At 61.8% G+C, this 17,629-nt stretch carries 9 protein-coding genes; 3 read left to right on the forward strand and 6 right to left on the reverse strand.

The window, feature by feature from the left end; translation table 11 throughout:
* Positions 1-22 precede the first annotated feature (22 nt).
* The 3 genes from IPK59_05015 to IPK59_05025 all read left to right on the forward strand — a co-directional run bounded on the left by IPK59_05015 (position 23) and on the right by IPK59_05025 (position 4,838).
* Entirely contained in the window at positions 23-2,368 is a 2,346-nt protein-coding gene (locus IPK59_05015) for a caspase family protein (protein ID MBK8158154.1), read from the forward strand.
* A gap of 33 nt (positions 2,369-2,401) precedes the next feature.
* Positions 2,402-3,415 (forward strand): ornithine cyclodeaminase family protein, encoded by a 1,014-nt coding sequence (locus IPK59_05020; GenBank protein ID MBK8158155.1) that lies wholly within the window; start codon positions 2,402-2,404, stop codon positions 3,413-3,415.
* 355 nt (positions 3,416-3,770) lie between these two features.
* A complete protein-coding gene (locus IPK59_05025; GenBank protein ID MBK8158156.1) occupies positions 3,771-4,838 on the forward strand; it encodes a hypothetical protein in 1,068 nt (355 codons plus the stop codon).
* Positions 4,839-4,840: 2 nt separating this feature from the next.
* Here the strand turns inward: IPK59_05025 and IPK59_05030 are convergent, their stop codons facing one another.
* From IPK59_05030 to IPK59_05055, 6 genes are all read right to left on the reverse strand, one after another.
* Positions 4,841-6,241: an L-serine ammonia-lyase gene (locus tag IPK59_05030; protein MBK8158157.1), complete on the reverse strand. Its 1,401-nt coding sequence runs from the start codon at positions 6,239-6,241 to the stop codon at positions 4,841-4,843.
* Positions 6,242-6,493: 252 nt separating this feature from the next.
* Positions 6,494-7,150, reverse strand: a complete 657-nt coding sequence (locus IPK59_05035; GenBank protein ID MBK8158158.1) for an adenylate/guanylate cyclase domain-containing protein — start codon at positions 7,148-7,150, stop codon at positions 6,494-6,496.
* Positions 7,132-9,150 (reverse strand): CHASE2 domain-containing protein, encoded by a 2,019-nt coding sequence (locus IPK59_05040; GenBank protein ID MBK8158159.1) that lies wholly within the window; start codon positions 9,148-9,150, stop codon positions 7,132-7,134. Before IPK59_05040 ends, IPK59_05035 begins: the two co-directional genes overlap by 19 nt.
* 8 nt (positions 9,151-9,158) lie before the next feature.
* Entirely contained in the window at positions 9,159-10,451 is a 1,293-nt protein-coding gene (locus IPK59_05045) for an HlyD family type I secretion periplasmic adaptor subunit (GenBank protein ID MBK8158160.1), read from the reverse strand.
* On the reverse strand, positions 10,448-12,169 hold the full coding sequence (locus IPK59_05050; GenBank protein MBK8158161.1) for an ATP-binding cassette domain-containing protein: 1,722 nt from the start codon (positions 12,167-12,169) through the stop codon (positions 10,448-10,450). Before IPK59_05050 ends, IPK59_05045 begins: the two co-directional genes overlap by 4 nt.
* A gap of 28 nt (positions 12,170-12,197) precedes the next feature.
* Entirely contained in the window at positions 12,198-17,579 is a 5,382-nt protein-coding gene (locus IPK59_05055) for a cadherin domain-containing protein (protein MBK8158162.1), read from the reverse strand.
* Positions 17,580-17,629 lie beyond the last annotated feature (50 nt).

A 17,629-nucleotide genomic window follows, 5' to 3' on the forward strand; every position in this document is an offset into this window, starting at 1 on the left:
TCAAGCGGAGGATTTGGCAGCCATGATCGCCTTTTCAACTGGTCTGCGCGGCATAGCGAGGTTGCTTCCAGTCGGTCTTCTGCTCGCGGGCAGCCTGCCCGGTCAATCCGCCCGCGCCCAGGACGCCGTGTTCGATGCCATCAGCGGCAATCTCTTTGAGAATGTGCTCTATGCGCAGGCGCAGCTGAAAATCAGCACACCACTTCTCAAGCTGACCGATGTGGCCGTGGGCACCGGTGGCAACAGCTTCGCACTCCTTGGCAGCGACGGTGCCTTTCGCCTCTGGAATCTCCAGGCTGGCAGCCAGCAGGCGGTGATCAAAACCGTCAAGGGTGCTGTCTTCGCCCCTTCGGCGAGCGGGATGACATTCCTGGTGGGCGCGGACGATGGCAGTGTGAAGCTGATCGACCCACAGAGCGGCAAGCCGTTCGGTACCTTGCCGGGACAATCCGCGGTAACGGCGTTGGCAACGAGCCCGGATGATTCCTTGGCCTTTGTGGCAACGGCGAAAGGAGACATCTCCGCCTGGCAACTTGATGGCAACAAGCTCGCCTGGCAGGTAACCAGCACAGCCAGGGCTATCTTGAAGCTCGCCGTTTCCGCTGACGGCAAGTTCATCGCCATGGCCGATGAAGGCGGGGAAATCCTTGTCCTCGACAGCGCAACTGGCAAGCCAACCGCTCTCAAAGGCGCGCTTGGGCAATCGCCGGAATCGCTGCATCTCACGCAGAATGGCCAGAAGGCAACGGCGATCGGCGACCATGGCGCGCTCCTGGTCGTCGGTGCGACATCACCTGCGGCCGATATCGGCAATCTTAAGCATGCCGATATCGGCATGACCGGCGGCAGTGCCGTGGTCCTCCGCGCCGACAAGTCACTTGATCTGGTTGAGCTGAAGTCAGGAAAAATCACACACAAGATAGCCGACCTGAAAACGGCACCGATCGGCCTCATCTATGACGAGGCGGCCGCCAAGGTCATCGTGATCGACGCCGGTGGTGCGTTACAGGTGTTCGACACCGTCACCAAGGAAATGGTGCTTTCAATCTTCATCTCGGCGCAAGGCTGGGCACTGGTCGATCGTCAAGGGCGCTTCGACGGCTCCAGCAGTGGCCTGCGCGGTATCGCCTGGGCGGTCAAAAAATCCAACTTCCCGATCACCTCCCTCACGCAGGCCTTCGCGGATCCCGGCATGTTATCTGCGGTTCTCGACCATGATCAGCGCGACCTGCGAACGATACCTGGCAATCCGGTGGAGAAGTTTCCAATGCCGCCGAAGGTTGAGGTCGAAGCGATTTCGACCGAACTTGCCGGTGACAAGGCCTACCAGTTGATGGTGATCGCCACCGATCAGGGCGGCGGCATCAAGGACGTCCGCCTTTATCACAACGGCAAGATTGTCGATGTCGGCGCCATCCTGGAACAGAAGGATGCCGAGATCGATGGCAAACATGTGCGCGTTGTCGGCTACAATGTCTGGCCGGTGCCCGGCCCGAACATCTTCCAGGCAGTTGCCACCGGTTCCTATGACAATCCGGGTGAACAGGCCGAAATGAGGCAGATCTTCACCGGCGATCCTCGCCAGGGCCGCCTCAATCTCATCACTATCGGCGTTTCAACCTATTCACGGCTGCCCAAGGAATATCAGCTGAAGGTCGCTGCCAACGATGCAGGCCGCGTGAAAACGGCAATCACGGCCTACTCTCAAGGGCTCTTCACTGATATCGCCAGTACCGATCTGACCGACGCCCGGGCGACGCGCGCGCAGGTGCTGGCATCCCTCGAAAGCCTAAAAGCGGCGAAATCCGAGGATTCGGTCATTCTCTTTCTATCCGGCCACGGCATCACCGATGAGAGCGACTGGTACTTCCTGCCCAGTGATGCGACGGCAGATGATCCGGACAGCTGGATTTCCGCTACCGAAATCCGCGCCGCCCTGGAGAAATCGGGGGCACAACGGATCTTCGTCATCATCGATGCCTGCTATTCGGGTGGCACGGTCGAAAACTTCTACGCCGTCACTTCTTTCCAGAAGCGCTTCCTTACCAACGGCCTGCGCAGTTCCGGCATTCAGGTCCTGACGGCCACGAGGCGCGACCAATTGGCCCCCGAGAGTGCCGAACTCGGCGCCGGCTTCCTTACTTATCTCGTCGACCAGGCCCTGAAGGGCAAAGGCGATGTCGATCCGCGCGATGGCTGGATATCGTCCCAGGAGGTGGCAAAGTTCACCTATCAGGCGCTGCCTGAGCTCTTTTTGGCACAGCGCGAGAAAAACCCCAAAGCGTTCCGCGCCGCCTATGGCGCCGATGTGCAGGAACCGGATATCTTTTCAGTTGGCGCCGATCTACTGATCGCCAAGGCGAAGTAGTGAGCTTAGCCGATTGAAATCGAGGGCAGAGAGATGACCGCGACCAAGCCAATCTTCATCAAATTCCTCAACGGCGAGGATGTGGCAAGGCTTGCCCTCACGGACGACGAGATTCTGGCGGCTGTCGAAGATAGCTTGCACGCCCAAGGCAACAAAGAGACCGTGATCGAACCGCGCGTGCATTTGGTCCCGGAAGATTCCGCCAAGGGCCATTTCAACGTCCTGCGCGGTGTCGTCAAACCTCTGGGCCTCGCCGGTGTAAAGGTGGTGGGCGATTTCGTCGGCAACTTCGAACGAGGCCTTCCCTCGGAAATGGCGGTCCTCAACCTGTTTGATCCAGAGACGGGAATGCCGAAGGCAATTCTTGATGCCACAGCCATCACCGACATGCGGACCGGTGCCATCACAGCCCTGGGCGCCAAGCACCTTGCACCCAGGACAGCCAGAATTCTGGGTCATATCGGTGCCCGTGGCACGGCCTATTGGAACGTGCGATTGCTGGATCGGCTGTTCGATTTTGACGAAATCCGCGTACATTCCCGACGCCCCGAGAGCCGCGAGGCGTTTGCAGCGAGACTGGCCGAGGATCTCGGCAAGAAGATCACCGTCACGACGGATTGGGAATCCTGTATCCGCGATGCCGATATCGTCGTGGAAGCATCTCGCTTGCCAAGGCCCCAGCCGATGTTGAAAACCGAATGGATCAAACGCGGCGCCCTGGTGGTTCCTTACGGCACGATGAGCGCCGTCGAACTCTCCCTCACCGATATCATGGACAAGATCGTTGTTGACGATTGGGGCCAGTGTCGCAAAGGGTTGCCGTTCGGCGCCCTCCGCCAGCATGTCGACAGCGATCGCCTGACCGAGGCTAACCTGCATGCCGAACTCGGACAGATTGTCGCCGGCCTGAAGCCGGGTCGCCAAAGCGCTGGAGAAACCAACCTCTTCTGGCATCGCGGTCTCAGCCTCAGCGATATTGCCCTCGGTCATGCCTTGCTGACCAAGGCTGCAAGACTGGGCATTGGCCAGGAACTTCGGTTCATCTGATTCGAGGCGTACCGGATCATCGCTGCAACAAACGAGATTTCCTGTTTGCCGCACAAGGAAGGCTCGATTGTCCACGCGGCGGCGATACGTTCAAATGAACGCGGCTCGACAACCAACTCCGTCATGATCGCCCAGCTGCGGGCATGACTGGTTCGTCGGTCACTTACCGGATGCCATTGTCCTCCGCGGTGGCACCCGCCTCCCAGAACCAGGCCTCACTCAGCTGGGCAGTCCTGCAAGACTGCCCGGCTCCCTTTGCGATCCAATAGCCGTGTCGACAACTTCACCCTTGCGCGTAATACTCCCGAAAGGACGGCGCGACTCGATCAGTATTCAATCATGAGGCAAACCGGCCATGCGCCTGATAGATGACAACGACCTCAACGCGGCAGTTGCCGCCAACATCCTTGAGCGCGGCCAGGTAGATCGGTTGCTGGCTTTTCTGTCGACGCGAGAGGGCCCCGCCAGGCCGACGCGCTTCGATTCTTCGCATATTCTCTGGTACGCGGGCGCGCTCATCATCATCGGTGCCATGGGCCTGTTCACGACCCTCGCCTTCGACGCAATGGGCGGCAAGGCCCTTACCATCACGGCCCTGATCTATGCGGCCATTGCAGGCACGCTGGCCCATCTGCTGTGGAACCGCCCAGGCCTGCGTGCCCCCGCCGGCCTTCTGATCGCCGTGGCCGTCAGCATGACCCCACTTGCTATCTTCGGCGTTCAAGCATCCTTCGATCTATGGCCCACGGGGTTCGAAGAACCAGCAGCCTATGGCGCCTTCTACGACTGGATCAACGCGAGTTGGGTCTATATGGAGATCGGCACGATCGTCGTGGGGTTGGTCGCCATCCGCTTCTACCCCTTCCCTTGCATCGCAGCGATCATCGCGATTGCCCTGTGGTTCCTGTCGATGGATCTCGCGGCCTGGTTCTTTGGTGGGGATAACTGGAGCTGGCAGATCCGGGAGGATGTCTCCATGTGGTTCGGCCTCGCGCTGATGGTCGCAGCCTGTGCGCTGGATCTCAGGAAATGGCCGGCCGGTGACTTCGCCTTCTGGTTACATCTTTGCGGAGTCGTCGCCTTCTGGGGTGGCCTGACAGCACATGACAGTGACAGCGAAGTTGCGAAGGCCATTTACTGCCTGATCAACATTGCGCTGATCCTTCTGGCAGTCTTCCTGATGCGTCGCGTCTACGCGGTCTTTGGTGCCATCGGCGTTGCCTGCTATCTCGGCTATCTCGCCGACGAGGTCTTTGCCGACTCCCTGCTCTTCCCGATTGCCCTCTCCGCGGTGGGACTCGGCATCATCGGCGCCGGCATCTTCTACTTCCGCCGGCGATCGCAGATCATGGCCTGGCTCGCTGCAAATCTGCCGCCGACCCTCCAACGCCTGCGCCCGGCACACGCCCGTCACCTCGGCTGATTTCAGCACTCCGGCAGATTGACGGCGAGGCCGCCCAGGCTGGTTTCCTTGAACTTCGTGTTCATTTCCTCGCCCGTCTGGCGCATGGCCTCGATGCAATTGTCGAGCGGCATGAAATGCGAACCGTCACCCCGCAATGCGAGTGAGGCCGCGGCGACCGCCTTGATTGCGCCGATCCCGTTGCGTTCAATGCAGGGCACTTGCACCAGCCCGGCCGCGGGGTCGCATGTCATGCCGAGATGATGTTCAAGCGCAATCTCCGCGGCGTTCTCGACCTGGGCTGGGGTCCCGCCGAGGACCGCACAGAGCCCGGCCGCGGCCATGGCGGCTGCGGAACCGACTTCGCCCTGACACCCGGCTTCGGCACCGGAGATCGACGCATTGTGCTTGATGATGCCGCCGATCGCCGCCGACGTCAGCAGGAACTCCTCCACCCGCGCCGGGTCGGCACCAAAGCAATGATCGAGATAGTATCTGATGACGGCAGGTACCACGCCCGCCGCGCCATTGGTCGGCGCTGTCACGACCTTGCCGCCGGCAGCGTTCTCCTCATTGACAGCCATGGCATAGACACTGAGCCAGTCTGACGTAACATGCGGCTGCGCGCGGTTCGTACCGCGCTCCAGTTCGAGCTGTTCGCGTATGGCCCGGGCGCGCCGCTTTACATGGAGGCCTCCAGGCAACTCGCCCTGCTGGATCAGGCCGCGTTCGATGCAGCTGTTCATGGTCGACCAGATGCCTGCCAGCCCGCGCTGCAGTTCCGCCGACGACATTGTCCGCAACTCATTTTCGCGCTTCATCTCGGCGATCGACTTGCCACTTTGTTGCGCCATCTCCAACATGGCGGCCGCGCTATCGAACGGATACAAACGGGTGACGTCATTCGCCTCGCCCCCACCTGCCTTGGGATTGTTGAGCTCCGCCTCGGTCACGACGAAACCACCGCCGATGGAGTAGAACACCTCGCGCAGGCAGGATCGCCCTGTGGCGTCAAACGCCTCGAAGACGAGACCATTCGAATGCCCGGGCAGCGACGGCCCGAAATCAAACACAATGTCCTTCTGCGGATCGAAGCTCAGCGCCGGCAGCCCTTCCGGCTGCACCGTCTTGCTGGTGTGGAGCTCAGCCAGGCGCTGATCCGCTTCGCCGGGCACGATGCCGGCCGGGGTATAGCCGATCAGCCCGAGGGCCACGGCGCGGTCGGTTGCATGTCCCTTGCCGGTAAAGGCGAGCGACCCATGAAGGGTTACGCGCAGGCGCGCAGGCGCGCCGCCTTTGGAGGCACGTGCGGCGCTGCCGCGCAACAGGTCGAGGAAGCGAACGGCCGCGGTCATCGGCCCCATCGTATGCGATGAGGATGGGCCAATGCCGATTTTGAACATGTCGAAAATACTGAGGAACATGCAAGGATCTCAAAACTCTCTAGGCGGGCTGGAACATGCGTCTGGCTTGCCCACGCCCATGCTAACGCAAGCATTAGGTCCGGAGATAGCCATCGCATAGAGCAGCGCGAAGGGCCCGTCCGCAGGCGGCAGAAGTTTGCTGAAATTCACACCGGGCGAACAACCCTGACGCCTCAAAGTGGCATTTTTCTCATTTAGAATCAATACATTGGATCGATCGACGCCGGCGTCGAGAGAATGCGGCCAGCCGCCCTACTTCTTCGTCGCCACAAACACGCCATCCCAATCGGCACTTGGGGGATCCACCAGGAAATTCTCGATCCGATCCCGGTAGAGATCATAGAGCGGCTCAAGTCTTGGCCAGAGCTGCGAGCAGGCGTCGATATGCTGCAAGGCTTCGTCCCATTGCCGCTCCCGATAGGCGTGCAGCAAGGCTTCATGACGCCAGGCGAGATCCCGGAACAGCGGACTCTGCGCCACCTCCGGCGATCCCAGCAGGGTGAAGATGCGAATTGGCTCGCTCTTGCCCTTTACAATGATGCGGTCGATTTCAAGGGCGGCGAAGTCTTCGGCCTGCGCGTAGGTCGTCTCGCTGATGACGATGCCGACACCGTAATTGCTGGATTGGGCTTCAATGCGGGCTGCGACATTGACCGTATCGCCGAGCACCGAATAGTCGAAGCGCACCCGTGAACCCATATTGCCGACGACACATTCACCCGTGTTGATGCCGATTCCCATATTGATGCTGGTCACCGCGTGCCGAAGACTGCTCGGCCGCCAGGCACGGGCACGTCGTTCGGCCGCGGCGATATCCGCCACCGACATGCGCTGCATAAGCTCGATGCGTACCTCTTCCGCCGCGGCAAGTCCATCGCGCGACGCCAGGGTCAGCCAATGCAGCGCCATGATGGCATCCGGTGCCACGCCGTCGCCCCGCGCCAGGCGTTCGCCCAGATTGCGCTGCGCCGGCGCGAAGCCTGGGCTGCTGCCGCCGAGAACAACGTGACGGCCTCATTCGTATTGCGCTGGCCGAGCAGTCCATCGCGATAGGCCTTGCCAAGCGCATATTGCGCATAGGGTTGTCCTTCACCGGCGCCACTGCGCAGGGTGGCGGCCAGTTGCAGCCTCTCCTCGGCTTCGGCGTCCGTCAGCTCCTTGAGGCGCCGATAGGCCTTCGGCAGCCGGTCGGGATCCTGCGTCTGGCGGACTTCCTGCCCTAATTCGACATTGAGCCGTTTAAGCGCCGCGAACATCTGAAGGGCCGCCGCGCAGGCGTTGCGCGCGTGGTTCGGATCGTCGATCGGCGCGTTCCAGAACGCCATGATGCAGTCGCCGATATACTTGTCGATCGTCCCCTGGTGATTCAGGACCTCTTCGCTAAGCGGCGTCAGGAAGCGGTTGATGAGGTTGGTAAGGCCCTGCGGGTTGCCTTTGAACCGCTCGGAGATCTGCGTGAAGCCGCGGATATCGCAGAACAGGATGGTCATGTCCTTGGTCTCGCCACCCAGCTGCAGCCGCGTCGCATCCTTGACCAGGCGCTGCACCAGGACGGGTGAGACGTAACGCCCGAACGCATCACTGACCTGTCGGCGCTGACGCTCGGAGGTATAGTGATTGACATAGACCTGCGCCGTATAGAGCAGGATCGTGGCGATGGCGGGGTAGACGGCGTCGAACAGCAGGCCGTGCTGGCTGAACGCATACCAAGCGGTCCCTGCGAGTGTCGCCAGCATGCTGAGCAGCAGCAGCGCCGTCCAACGGGCCCGCAGCCAGTTCAGAATGGTGATAATCAGGAGGCCGATGGCCAGGACCGTGGTCAGCTCCACCCTGTCGGCGTAGACCGGCCGCACCAGAAAATCGCTGGCAAGAATCGAACTGAGGATCTGGCTGTGGATTTCGACACCCGGGACGTTGCCAAGCGGCGTGGCCGAGATATCGCCGAGGCCGGAGGCAGAGGTGCCGACCAGCGCAATGCGATTTGTCAGTTTCTCGCGAGGGGCGGTCTCATCCAGGACCGCGGCTGCGGGAACATACATCTCGGGATCGTGATGCTGATAGTGGATCCAGAAGGACCCATGTCGATCGGTGGGGATGCGATTGCGTTGGATGATGATGCTGTCCAGCCCGGTAGCTGGATTGGATCTGGTTGAGTAACTCGGCTCACCCATCGCGACCCGCAGAACTTCGATAGTAAATGCCGGGTAGACATCCTTGCCGACCTTGATCAGCATGGGTACTCGCCGCACCACGCCGTCGCGTTCTTCCTGCAAGCTGATGGCACCGCGCCCAAGCGCCGCCGCGTCAAGCTCCGGCAGATTGCCGACAATTCCGGGAAAGCCGATGATGAAACGGCTTGGGTCACCGCCAATATCGCCGCGCGGTGTCGGTATTGGCTTGCCGCCGGCGATCGACGGCCGGTCGGCGCCGGCGATGCCAAGGACGACACGGCTCTTGCGCATGCTCTCAGCCAAGCGGGTGTCATTCGAGGGCTGCGCCAGCAATTCCGCCTTGGTGGCCGCACTCAGGTTGGCGTCTGCCCCGTCAATCAACCAACGAGGGGAAGTCCGGTCGGCCTCGGGAAACGTCACGTCAAAGCCGATCGCCGCCACGCCTGCTTCTGTCAGACGGTCGACCAGATCGGCCAGGATTGCGCGCGACCAGGGCCACTGCCCGACCTTCTGCAGGCTTTCCTCGTCGATATCGACAATGACCACCTGTGGCGGCGTGATCGCGCGTGGCGCCAATTGCTGAAAGAGGTCGAACTGCAGGACTCTCAGCTTTTCGACCAGGGCCGGATCTTCGTAACGCAGCCACAGCAGGCAGAGCAACAGCAGGGCGACGAGCCAGCGTCCACCCATGAAATTGTGCGTCAATCGATACCGCAGTCTTGTCGCCAGATCAGTCACGCCCCACCCTAGCTCTCATGCAGACTGTCATAGCGCAGGCGCATGACGGGCTTCAGCAGGAATTCCAGCACCGTTCGATTGCCGGTTCGGATATCGACTGTCGTGGTCATGCCGGGGCGGATCGGATACTGGCCCGGCGTATCGCCGAGATAGGCGCGGTCCGGCGTCACCATCACCTGGAAATAGGTGTGCCCTTCGGAATCGGCCACCGAATCCGCGCCGATATAGGAGAGTGTCCCGGAGATCGTGCCGAAGCGGACAAAATCGTAGGCGCTCACCTTGATGCGCACCGGTTGACCGAGAGTCACGATGCCGCTGTCCTCCGGCCGCAGACGCGCCTCGATGACCACATTGTCATTCACCGGCACGATTTCCATGATCGGATCGCCCGGTCCGATCACGCCGCCGATCGTGTGAAAGCGCAGGTTTTTGACAATGCCTGCAACCGGCGAGCGGATGATCTTGCGTGATGCCTGTGTGCTGGCTTCCAGGAACATTTCATTAGTCGCAGAAATATCCTGCTCGACCTTGCCAAGTTCCGCCAGCGAGTTGCTGTTGAAGCGCAACTTCTCGTCATTGAGATTGTGCTGCGCTTCCTCCAGTGCCGCCTTCGCCTTGGGGATGGTCGAGCGGAGCGCGCTCAGTTTTCCCTCCAGCAGCTTCGCTTCGCGCTCCCGCTGCAGATGCTCCATCTTCGAGGTCAGGCCGTCGCGCAGCAGATCCGCGGACATGGCGAGGTTCTTGTTCGACATGTCGAGGTCGGTCGCCGTGGCACTATAGGTCGCCTGCAATTCAGTCACCGCCAGTTCCTGCTGGCGGACGCGCTGCTGCGCGGATTCGATCCGGTTCCTGAGCTCCGTCTGGCGGGCCTTGTAGGCCGATTCCTCGGCTGCCGCGAGGTCGGGCCGGCGCGTAACAAGATCGGCCGGTAGCTGCAACGGCGATCCACTCGATTCCGCCATCAGGCGAACGCGCGTCAAGGCGAGGCTGTCCAGCCGGGCCTGCAGCTCCTCGCTGTTGGCGCTGTTGAGGCCGAGTTCGACGGCGAGGAGTTCAGCACCCTCCTCCACCAATTCGCCATCGTTCACGAAGATGCTGGCGATGGTGCCGCCTTCCAGATGCTGGATCACCTTGACCTTGTCGGAGGGCACAACCTCGCCATCGGCGACGGAGAACTGATCAAACCTGGCGACGGCGGCCCAGGCGAAGAAGGCGCAGATGAGGGCGATGCTGGTGACGGCGAAGATTATCCAGCCGGAGGATCTTGTCTCCCGGCGAAGCGCGTCGAGTTCGCAGGTCATGTGCCCACCTGGCGCACATGGTTGCCCATCAGGCGCGGCAGGACCTGCTCTGTGCGCCCGGCAAGCGCAATGGCGCCCTGAACCAGCACCGTGATGCTGTCGCTGGCCTGCAGCAGGGCCGGGCTGTGCGTCACCACGATCACGGTGCAGTTGCGGGCAATCTCGCGGAGATGCTTGCGCAGATCCTCCTCGGCGTCGCGGTCGAGGTTGCTGGTGGGTTCATCGAGCAGCAGCACCGGTGGATCGCCGATCAAGGCGCGCGCGATCGCAATGCGCTGGCGCTGCCCCGTCGAGAAGCGGCCACCACCTTCGCCCACCTCCGTCTCATAGCCGTCCGGCAGGTCGGAAACGAAACCATGCACCCCGGCCTTCTGCGACGCGGCGACAATATCGGCATCCGCGACCCTGTCGGAAAAGCGCGCGATATTCTGGCGCACGGTGCCGCTGAACAGGAAACCATCCTGCGGCACATAGCCGATCCAGGCGGCGACCTGATGGCGACTGAACTGCGCGAGATCGGCATCGTCCAGCAGCACGCGGCCCTTGGCCGGGGCATAGAGGCCATGCGCCAGTTTCAGCAAGGTCGTCTTGCCGCTCCCGTTGGGACCAACGATTGCATGCAATCCCCCTGGGCCGAAGCGCACGGAAATCGCCTTCACGACGGGTGCCGAAGCCGGATCATACGCGAAGCTGGCCTCTTCAAACTGGACCTTGCCCTGGGGCGTCGGCAAATCGATGGCCGTGGCGCGGCGGTCATCAGCTTCGGCCATGACCGCAGAGAGCCGCTTCATGGACTCCCGCAATCCAGCCAACGCACGCCAACTGCCGATGAGTTGAGAAAGCGGTGCAATGAGACGGCCCGACAACAGATTGGCCGCCACCAAGGTGCCAACCGTCATTTTGAGATCAAGAATGGCAACGGCGCCCACGCTGGTGAGCGCAATCGTCGCGATGACACCGAGACTGGCAGCCGCATTCATCGAGCCATCCGCAAGGCGACCACGCTTGATCGACGAGCGGACGCTCGCGGCCTGGCCCTGCTCCCACATCGCCTGGAGCGGGTCGGCCATGGCCGTCGACTTCATCACCGCGCGCCCCAGCTTGATCTCATTGAGCAGGCGATCCCGGCGCATGATGGCCTCGCGTTCCAGCCGGGCGGCGCGCCCCACGGAGAGGCCGTTCCACAAACCCAGAAGAACGAAGGAGATCGCCACCAGGGCAAACACCCAGGCGAGCGGTGGGGCCAGCCAGATGACGAGGCCGAGGAACAGGATGATGAAGGGCAGATCGACCAGTGCAACGATCGCGGCGCCAGCGACCGTGTTGCGCACGGTTTCCAGGTCGCGGAACAGGAACTGCCAATAATGGCCGGCGCGCGATTCAAGCATCTGCAGCGGCAGTCCGGCAACCTTGGCAAACAGCGCCCGCCCGAGATCGATGTCGACCGCGAGTGCGACGCGCTGCAGAACCCGGCTGCGCGCCTGCCGCAGGATGAAGTCGAAAACGATGACGGCGCCAATGCCGAGCAGCAGCGCCTGCAAGGTTGTCAGGCCGGCATGGAAGATCACACGGTCATAGACCTGCATGACAAAGATCTGCGCGGCAAGGGCCAGCAGGTTGATGAACAGCGACATCACCAGAAGGCCTGGCAAGGCCGGGCCAACAATTCCGAGGAGAAGGCGAAGGTTGGACACCGAGCTGTCCTTCCGGTCACTCATGGCGAGCCATCAGGGCGACGTGCCGAGATCATGCGGCCAGCACGTTGTTGGCGGTCACTTCCGGTGACCCGCCTGCCGGCTGGATCTGGGCAACGATGGTGTAGCCAGCGTCAGCACCATTTGAATCATAGATCAGATTGTTGTTCGAATCGAGGATCAACGATGCCTGGCCGGCGGCATAAGCCGTACCGGTCCCATTGGTGCCGTCATAACCGGTGGTGAGCGTGGAGAAATCGACACCCTCGACGAACAGATGCCCGGAATCCCAACCGCCGGTGCCGTCATAGAGGGCACTGAAGACAATCTTGTCCGTGGCCGCATCGAAATCCGTAATCTTGTCGTACAAGGCGGGATTGATGCCGGACACGGCCTGGTTCGTCCCGACGCTGTAATTGTCACTGACAGTCTGGTTCTGGAAGATGTCATTGCCGACACCGCCAGTCAGCGTGTCGACGCCGGCACCACCGGACAGGAAATCATTGCCGGTGCCGCCATCCAGCGTGTCGTTGCCCGCACCACCCGCCAGGTAATCATTGCCATCGCCGGCCGACAGCAGATTGTTCCCCGCATTGCCGTAGAGGTGATTGCCGGTGCCGTTTCCGGTCCCATTGATGTTCCCGGTGCCGGTCAGCACGAGGTCTTCGACGTCGATATCGGTGATGGCATAGGTGACGCTGGCAAACACCGTGTCCGTGCCGCCACCGGCATCTTCGGACACCGTGTCGGCTGCACTGTTCACGACATAGGCGTCGTTGCCGGCACCACCGGCCATGACATCATCGCCGATGCCGCCGTCCAGATAGTCATTGCCATCGCCGCCGTTCAGCGCGTCATTCCCCGACCCGCCGATCAGCCAGTCATTGCCATCATTGCCGTTGAGCGTGTCGTTGCCGCCGGCACCATCGAGGCGGTTGTTCCCCGAATCTCCCGGCAAGCTGTTGTCGCTGCCGTTGCCGGTCTGCGGCGCCGACAGGGAACCGGGCTGGAAGTTGGTCGCAACAGGCACGATCTTCAGCGAGAGATCAGGTGCGACCGTGATCACCAGATTGGCGCCACCATCTGGATCGAGGTCGCCATTTCCGTCAATGGTCGTGTACTGGAACGTCTCCGTCTCGACATTGGTCGAGGCCACGGCGGCGAAGGTGAAATCACCGGCCAGGCGCGGCCCGCTATCGACAAAGAAGAATGTCATCACGCCGAAATTGGTGGCGAAAGTCACCACACCGCCGACATTGGAGATCACCTGGCCGGCGGCAGCCCCCGTCACCACGGCCGCGACGCCGTTCCAGGAAATGGCCAGCGAGTTGGTGCCGTTTCCCTGCACCGGGTCGATGTAGTTGAAGCTCGCCAGGCGCGTCACCGGGTCGCTGCCCTTGTCGGGCGTGACGCCAGCGACACCACCGTCGCCATCGCCTGCCGTCAGCGTGCCGTTCAGCACATTGCCGCTGGCACTTGCCGTGGTGGTCGCGAGGGCAGCGCTGAGATCGTTGAAATTGGCGACCTGGATGACCGCATTTGCCGGGGATCCCCCGCCATTCGGATTGGCAATGTCCACCAAATCCTGATCCGTCACCAGGATGTCCGACCCCAGCGCCACGGCAATGACACGGTCGACACTATCAGTCAGCGCCGAATCCCAGGCATTGCGCACCGTATTGTTGCTGGCAAGGCTGGTGCCGGATGTCGGCTGCCCGTCCGACAGGAAATAAACCGTCGTCGGACCATTCAGCAATTGATCCTGCAAGCCGGTATTGTTGAGGATGTTCGTCGCCGTTGTGATGCCGCTCGCATAGTTGGTGCCACCCGACGCTTCAAGGTCATTGATGAAGTCCAGGGCGGTGGCAACATCGCTCCAGGACGTCATGGCGGTCGTCGAACTGCTGAAGCCCACGACGATGACATTGACGTCACCGGCCTGATCATATTGCGCCAGCATATTGGCAAGCGCATCCTTGGCCAGCTGGAAGCGGGAGATACCGCCAACCGTGTTGTCCATCGACCCGGAGCAATCAAGGATGATCATGATGTTGTTCTGTTGATCGATCGCTTGCGTCGACGTCACGTCGTTGTAGTTGATCGGTGTCGGGTCATGTAGGTCGACGGCAAAGCTGGCCGTGTCCGAATCGCCATTGGCGTCGGTCAGCCGGTAGGTGAACTGCATGTCGGCCAGGTCAGTGCCGACCGTCTGGGTGAAGCTCCAGCTCCCATCCTGGTTGACATGCAGGGTCCCGATCCTGTCGTCGATGCTGCCGACAGTTCCATCGGCCTTGAGATGGATGTCCGTGCCATCGGCATCGACCGCGATGAGGGCACCGCTGCTCAGTCCGACGCCGTCGATAAGGCCGGGCGTGTCGACACCGATCTGGTCGTTCGCGAGCAGATTGACGCCGTTGGTGACGGTGTTGAGTGAGTCGATCACCAGCGCCGCGGTTTCATCGATCGCGACGGGCACATCCTGGACGTCGCCGACCGCAATGGTGAAGCTCTGACTGCTGCTGGAACCGTCACTGCTGGTTGCCAGCACCGTGATCTCGTGGCTTGCCTGCGTCTCGAAATCGAGCGCCCCCGCGACGGTCACCACGCCGGTCGCTGCGTCGATCGCGAAGCGGCCGCCGGCATTGTCGGTCAATGTGTAGCTGACGGCATCGCCGGCATCCGGATCGGTCGCATGAGCGGTGAGCCCGACCACGGTTCCAACGGCGGCATTTTCCGCCACCAGATTGGCATTGGCGTCAGCGTCACCCAATGCGCCGATCACCTCCTGAACATCCGACAACTGGATGACGAAGGTCTGGCTCGCCGTGAGGTTGCCGGCGCTGGTTGCCGTCACCTCGATGGTGTAAGCCCCGTCGCCTTCAAAGTCGAACTGGGCGCCTTGCGCCACCGCGACGACGCCGGTGACTGCATCGATCACAAAGCGACCGCCGGCGTCATCGCTGAGGCCATAGGATACGATCTCGCCAAAATCCTCATCGGTCGAGAAGGCGGTGATATCAACCAGCGATCCCGCAGCGGCGTTTTCGGCAATGACATTGGGCGCAGCGTTGCTGTCGACCGGCACGCTTGGCGCTTCGTTGACATCCGTGATCGTGACCTGCAACTCATTGGTATAAGAGAGGCCGCGGCTGTCGGTCACTTTGACGCTGAGGGTTATGGCCGGCTCGGTTTCGAAATCGAGTTCCTGCCCGTCCTTGAGCCGCAACTCGCCGTTCACGATCTCAAAGCGCGTTTCGTCGCTCAGCAGTTCAAAACCGTAGGTCTCATCAGAATCGCCGTCGATGACGGCCAGCGTTCCGATCAGCGTGCCGCCGACGGGCGCGACGCCCTCGGCGACGCTGCCATTGGTGAGCGAGATCGTCCCCGGTGCGTAGTTGTCGCCCGTCTTGAGATTGGCTACCAGCGCCGTCTGGTCGGCAAATTGCAGTCGCTCCATATCGTAGAGCGTATCCACACCCTCATTTTCGCTGCCCGGGCGAAGGTCGGTGACCGTCACATAGCTGCCGCCATCGCCGATCGTCAGCTCGATCTTGTAGTCGATGGCATTGCCGGTGAAGACCGCGACATCGTTCCCGGCGCCGCCATGCAGCGTGTCATTGCCAGCGCCGCCGAATAGCGCATCGCCGCCATCCTCGGCATCCTTGCCGGCATTGGGATCGACGGCAATTCCCTCAACATCGGCCGACCCATCGGCCAGGTAGCCATAGAGGTTGTCGTCACCACCCCCGCCCGTCAATGCGTCGCTGCCAAGGTTTCCCTCAAGCTGGTTGGCGGCATCGTCCCCGATCAGGGTATCGTTGCCAGATCCGCCGATCACATTCTCGATATCGACCAGATTGTCCTGGCCGATGATTTCGACAGCGGTCGTATCGCTGGCGAAACCAAGCTCGAGATCGACCGTGACGCCCAGCGTGGTGCTCGCATACCTGACCGTGTCGGTATCGTCGCCACCGTCGATGAGGTCGTCGCCACCGCCATGGCCCGCGATCAGCAGGTCGTTGCCGCCGAGGCCGTATATCTGATCGTCGCTGGGGCTACCCGTCAGCACGTCATTGCCGGCGTTGCCCAGAATGATGAGCGGTCCGGTGAACGGGCTGCCGTCAATGGCGTCGTTGCCGGGACCGCCGCTCAGGATGGTATAGGGCGAGTTGGGCGGGCTGAAGACGGAAACGCCGGGATCGAGATAGTCGAGCGTGATTCCGGATCCGTAATAGCCAGCCGTGCCAAACGTCAAACTGCCAAGGCCGACCTTGCCGAAGAGATTGAAGGAGAAGAACGACACCGGCTGCAGCGGGTCGGGCACAAAGCCCAGCAGTTCCGACAATTCGTCGACCGGCTCAAGCTCCGTTCCCTCTTCTCCCGGGGCTGCTTCCTCGCCGCCGGCAGCCGTCGACAGACTGTCGGGATCGAACTGGTCGAGCAAAGCCTGGTCGCTGGTATCCTCTTCTTCCGCGGCACCACCCTGATTGTCGACCGGTCCGGCACCCTGGATGGCCCGCAACTGCTGGAGCACCTCGTCGAAATACTTGATGACGTCCGCGCCGGGCATGATCACGGGTTGACTGGGCGCGATAAAGAAGCTCGTCAGCGTCGTGGCGGCGTTGGCTTCGTTGATCTCCTGGATGCCACCGGCATTCTGGATGATGACGCGGCCGACATGACCATCCTCATCCGCCAGCAGGATGATGAATGTATCGCTGCCTTCAAGTGCGATGCGCGCCGCGACTGTGGTGCCACGGATGCCGATCGTCCCGACCGGCGTATTGACTTCCATGTTGCCGTTCGGCGCGATGGTACCTGTATTGAAGCTGAAAGTGCCTTGCAGAACGGTCGTCACAAAACTGCCACCGCCACCGGCGGGATCGAACACCATCTCGTCCATCGTCATGCGCGCGCCGGCGGACAGGGAGAAGGTCGTGTCATCGACAAAGACAATGCCGACGGAGCCGTCGCTGCCGGTCACCACGACATCGTTGAGAAAGACGGCGTCGCCGCCTGTGAGCGGCGCGGATGTGCCGTCAGCATGCTGAACGCTGGCGGTACCCGATACGCTCTCGACCTTGCCGATCGCCTCCGTGCCGGCCTGTGCGACCTGGTCGGTCTGGGTGGTGCTGTTCTCGGCCACCTGCAGGTGATGGCTGTTGCCGGCGGCGGCGAGCCGTTCGACAAGGGCGCCACCAAGCTGCGCGCGCCCGTCAATCAACAGGTCGGGCTGCGTCCCGCTGGCAAAATAGTCCTTCACCAGGATCTCCTGGCCCTGAACCGGCGTAATCAGGAGGTCGTCGCCGACATGCTGAAACGCGGCCTTGAGGATGTCGCCACCACCGGGAATCTCTATCCGCGGTGCGTCGCTACCCTCGATCACCAGGCGTCGGCTATCGGCGCCGAATGTCAGTTCCGATATGGCTACCATGTAGACCTCCGCGCCTGACCCCGGGCCATTCGGTGAATGGCCGTGGGCGG

Source organism: Rhodospirillaceae bacterium (assembly GCA_016712715.1).
In the GTDB taxonomy this organism is placed as follows: domain Bacteria; phylum Pseudomonadota; class Alphaproteobacteria; order Dongiales; family Dongiaceae; genus Dongia.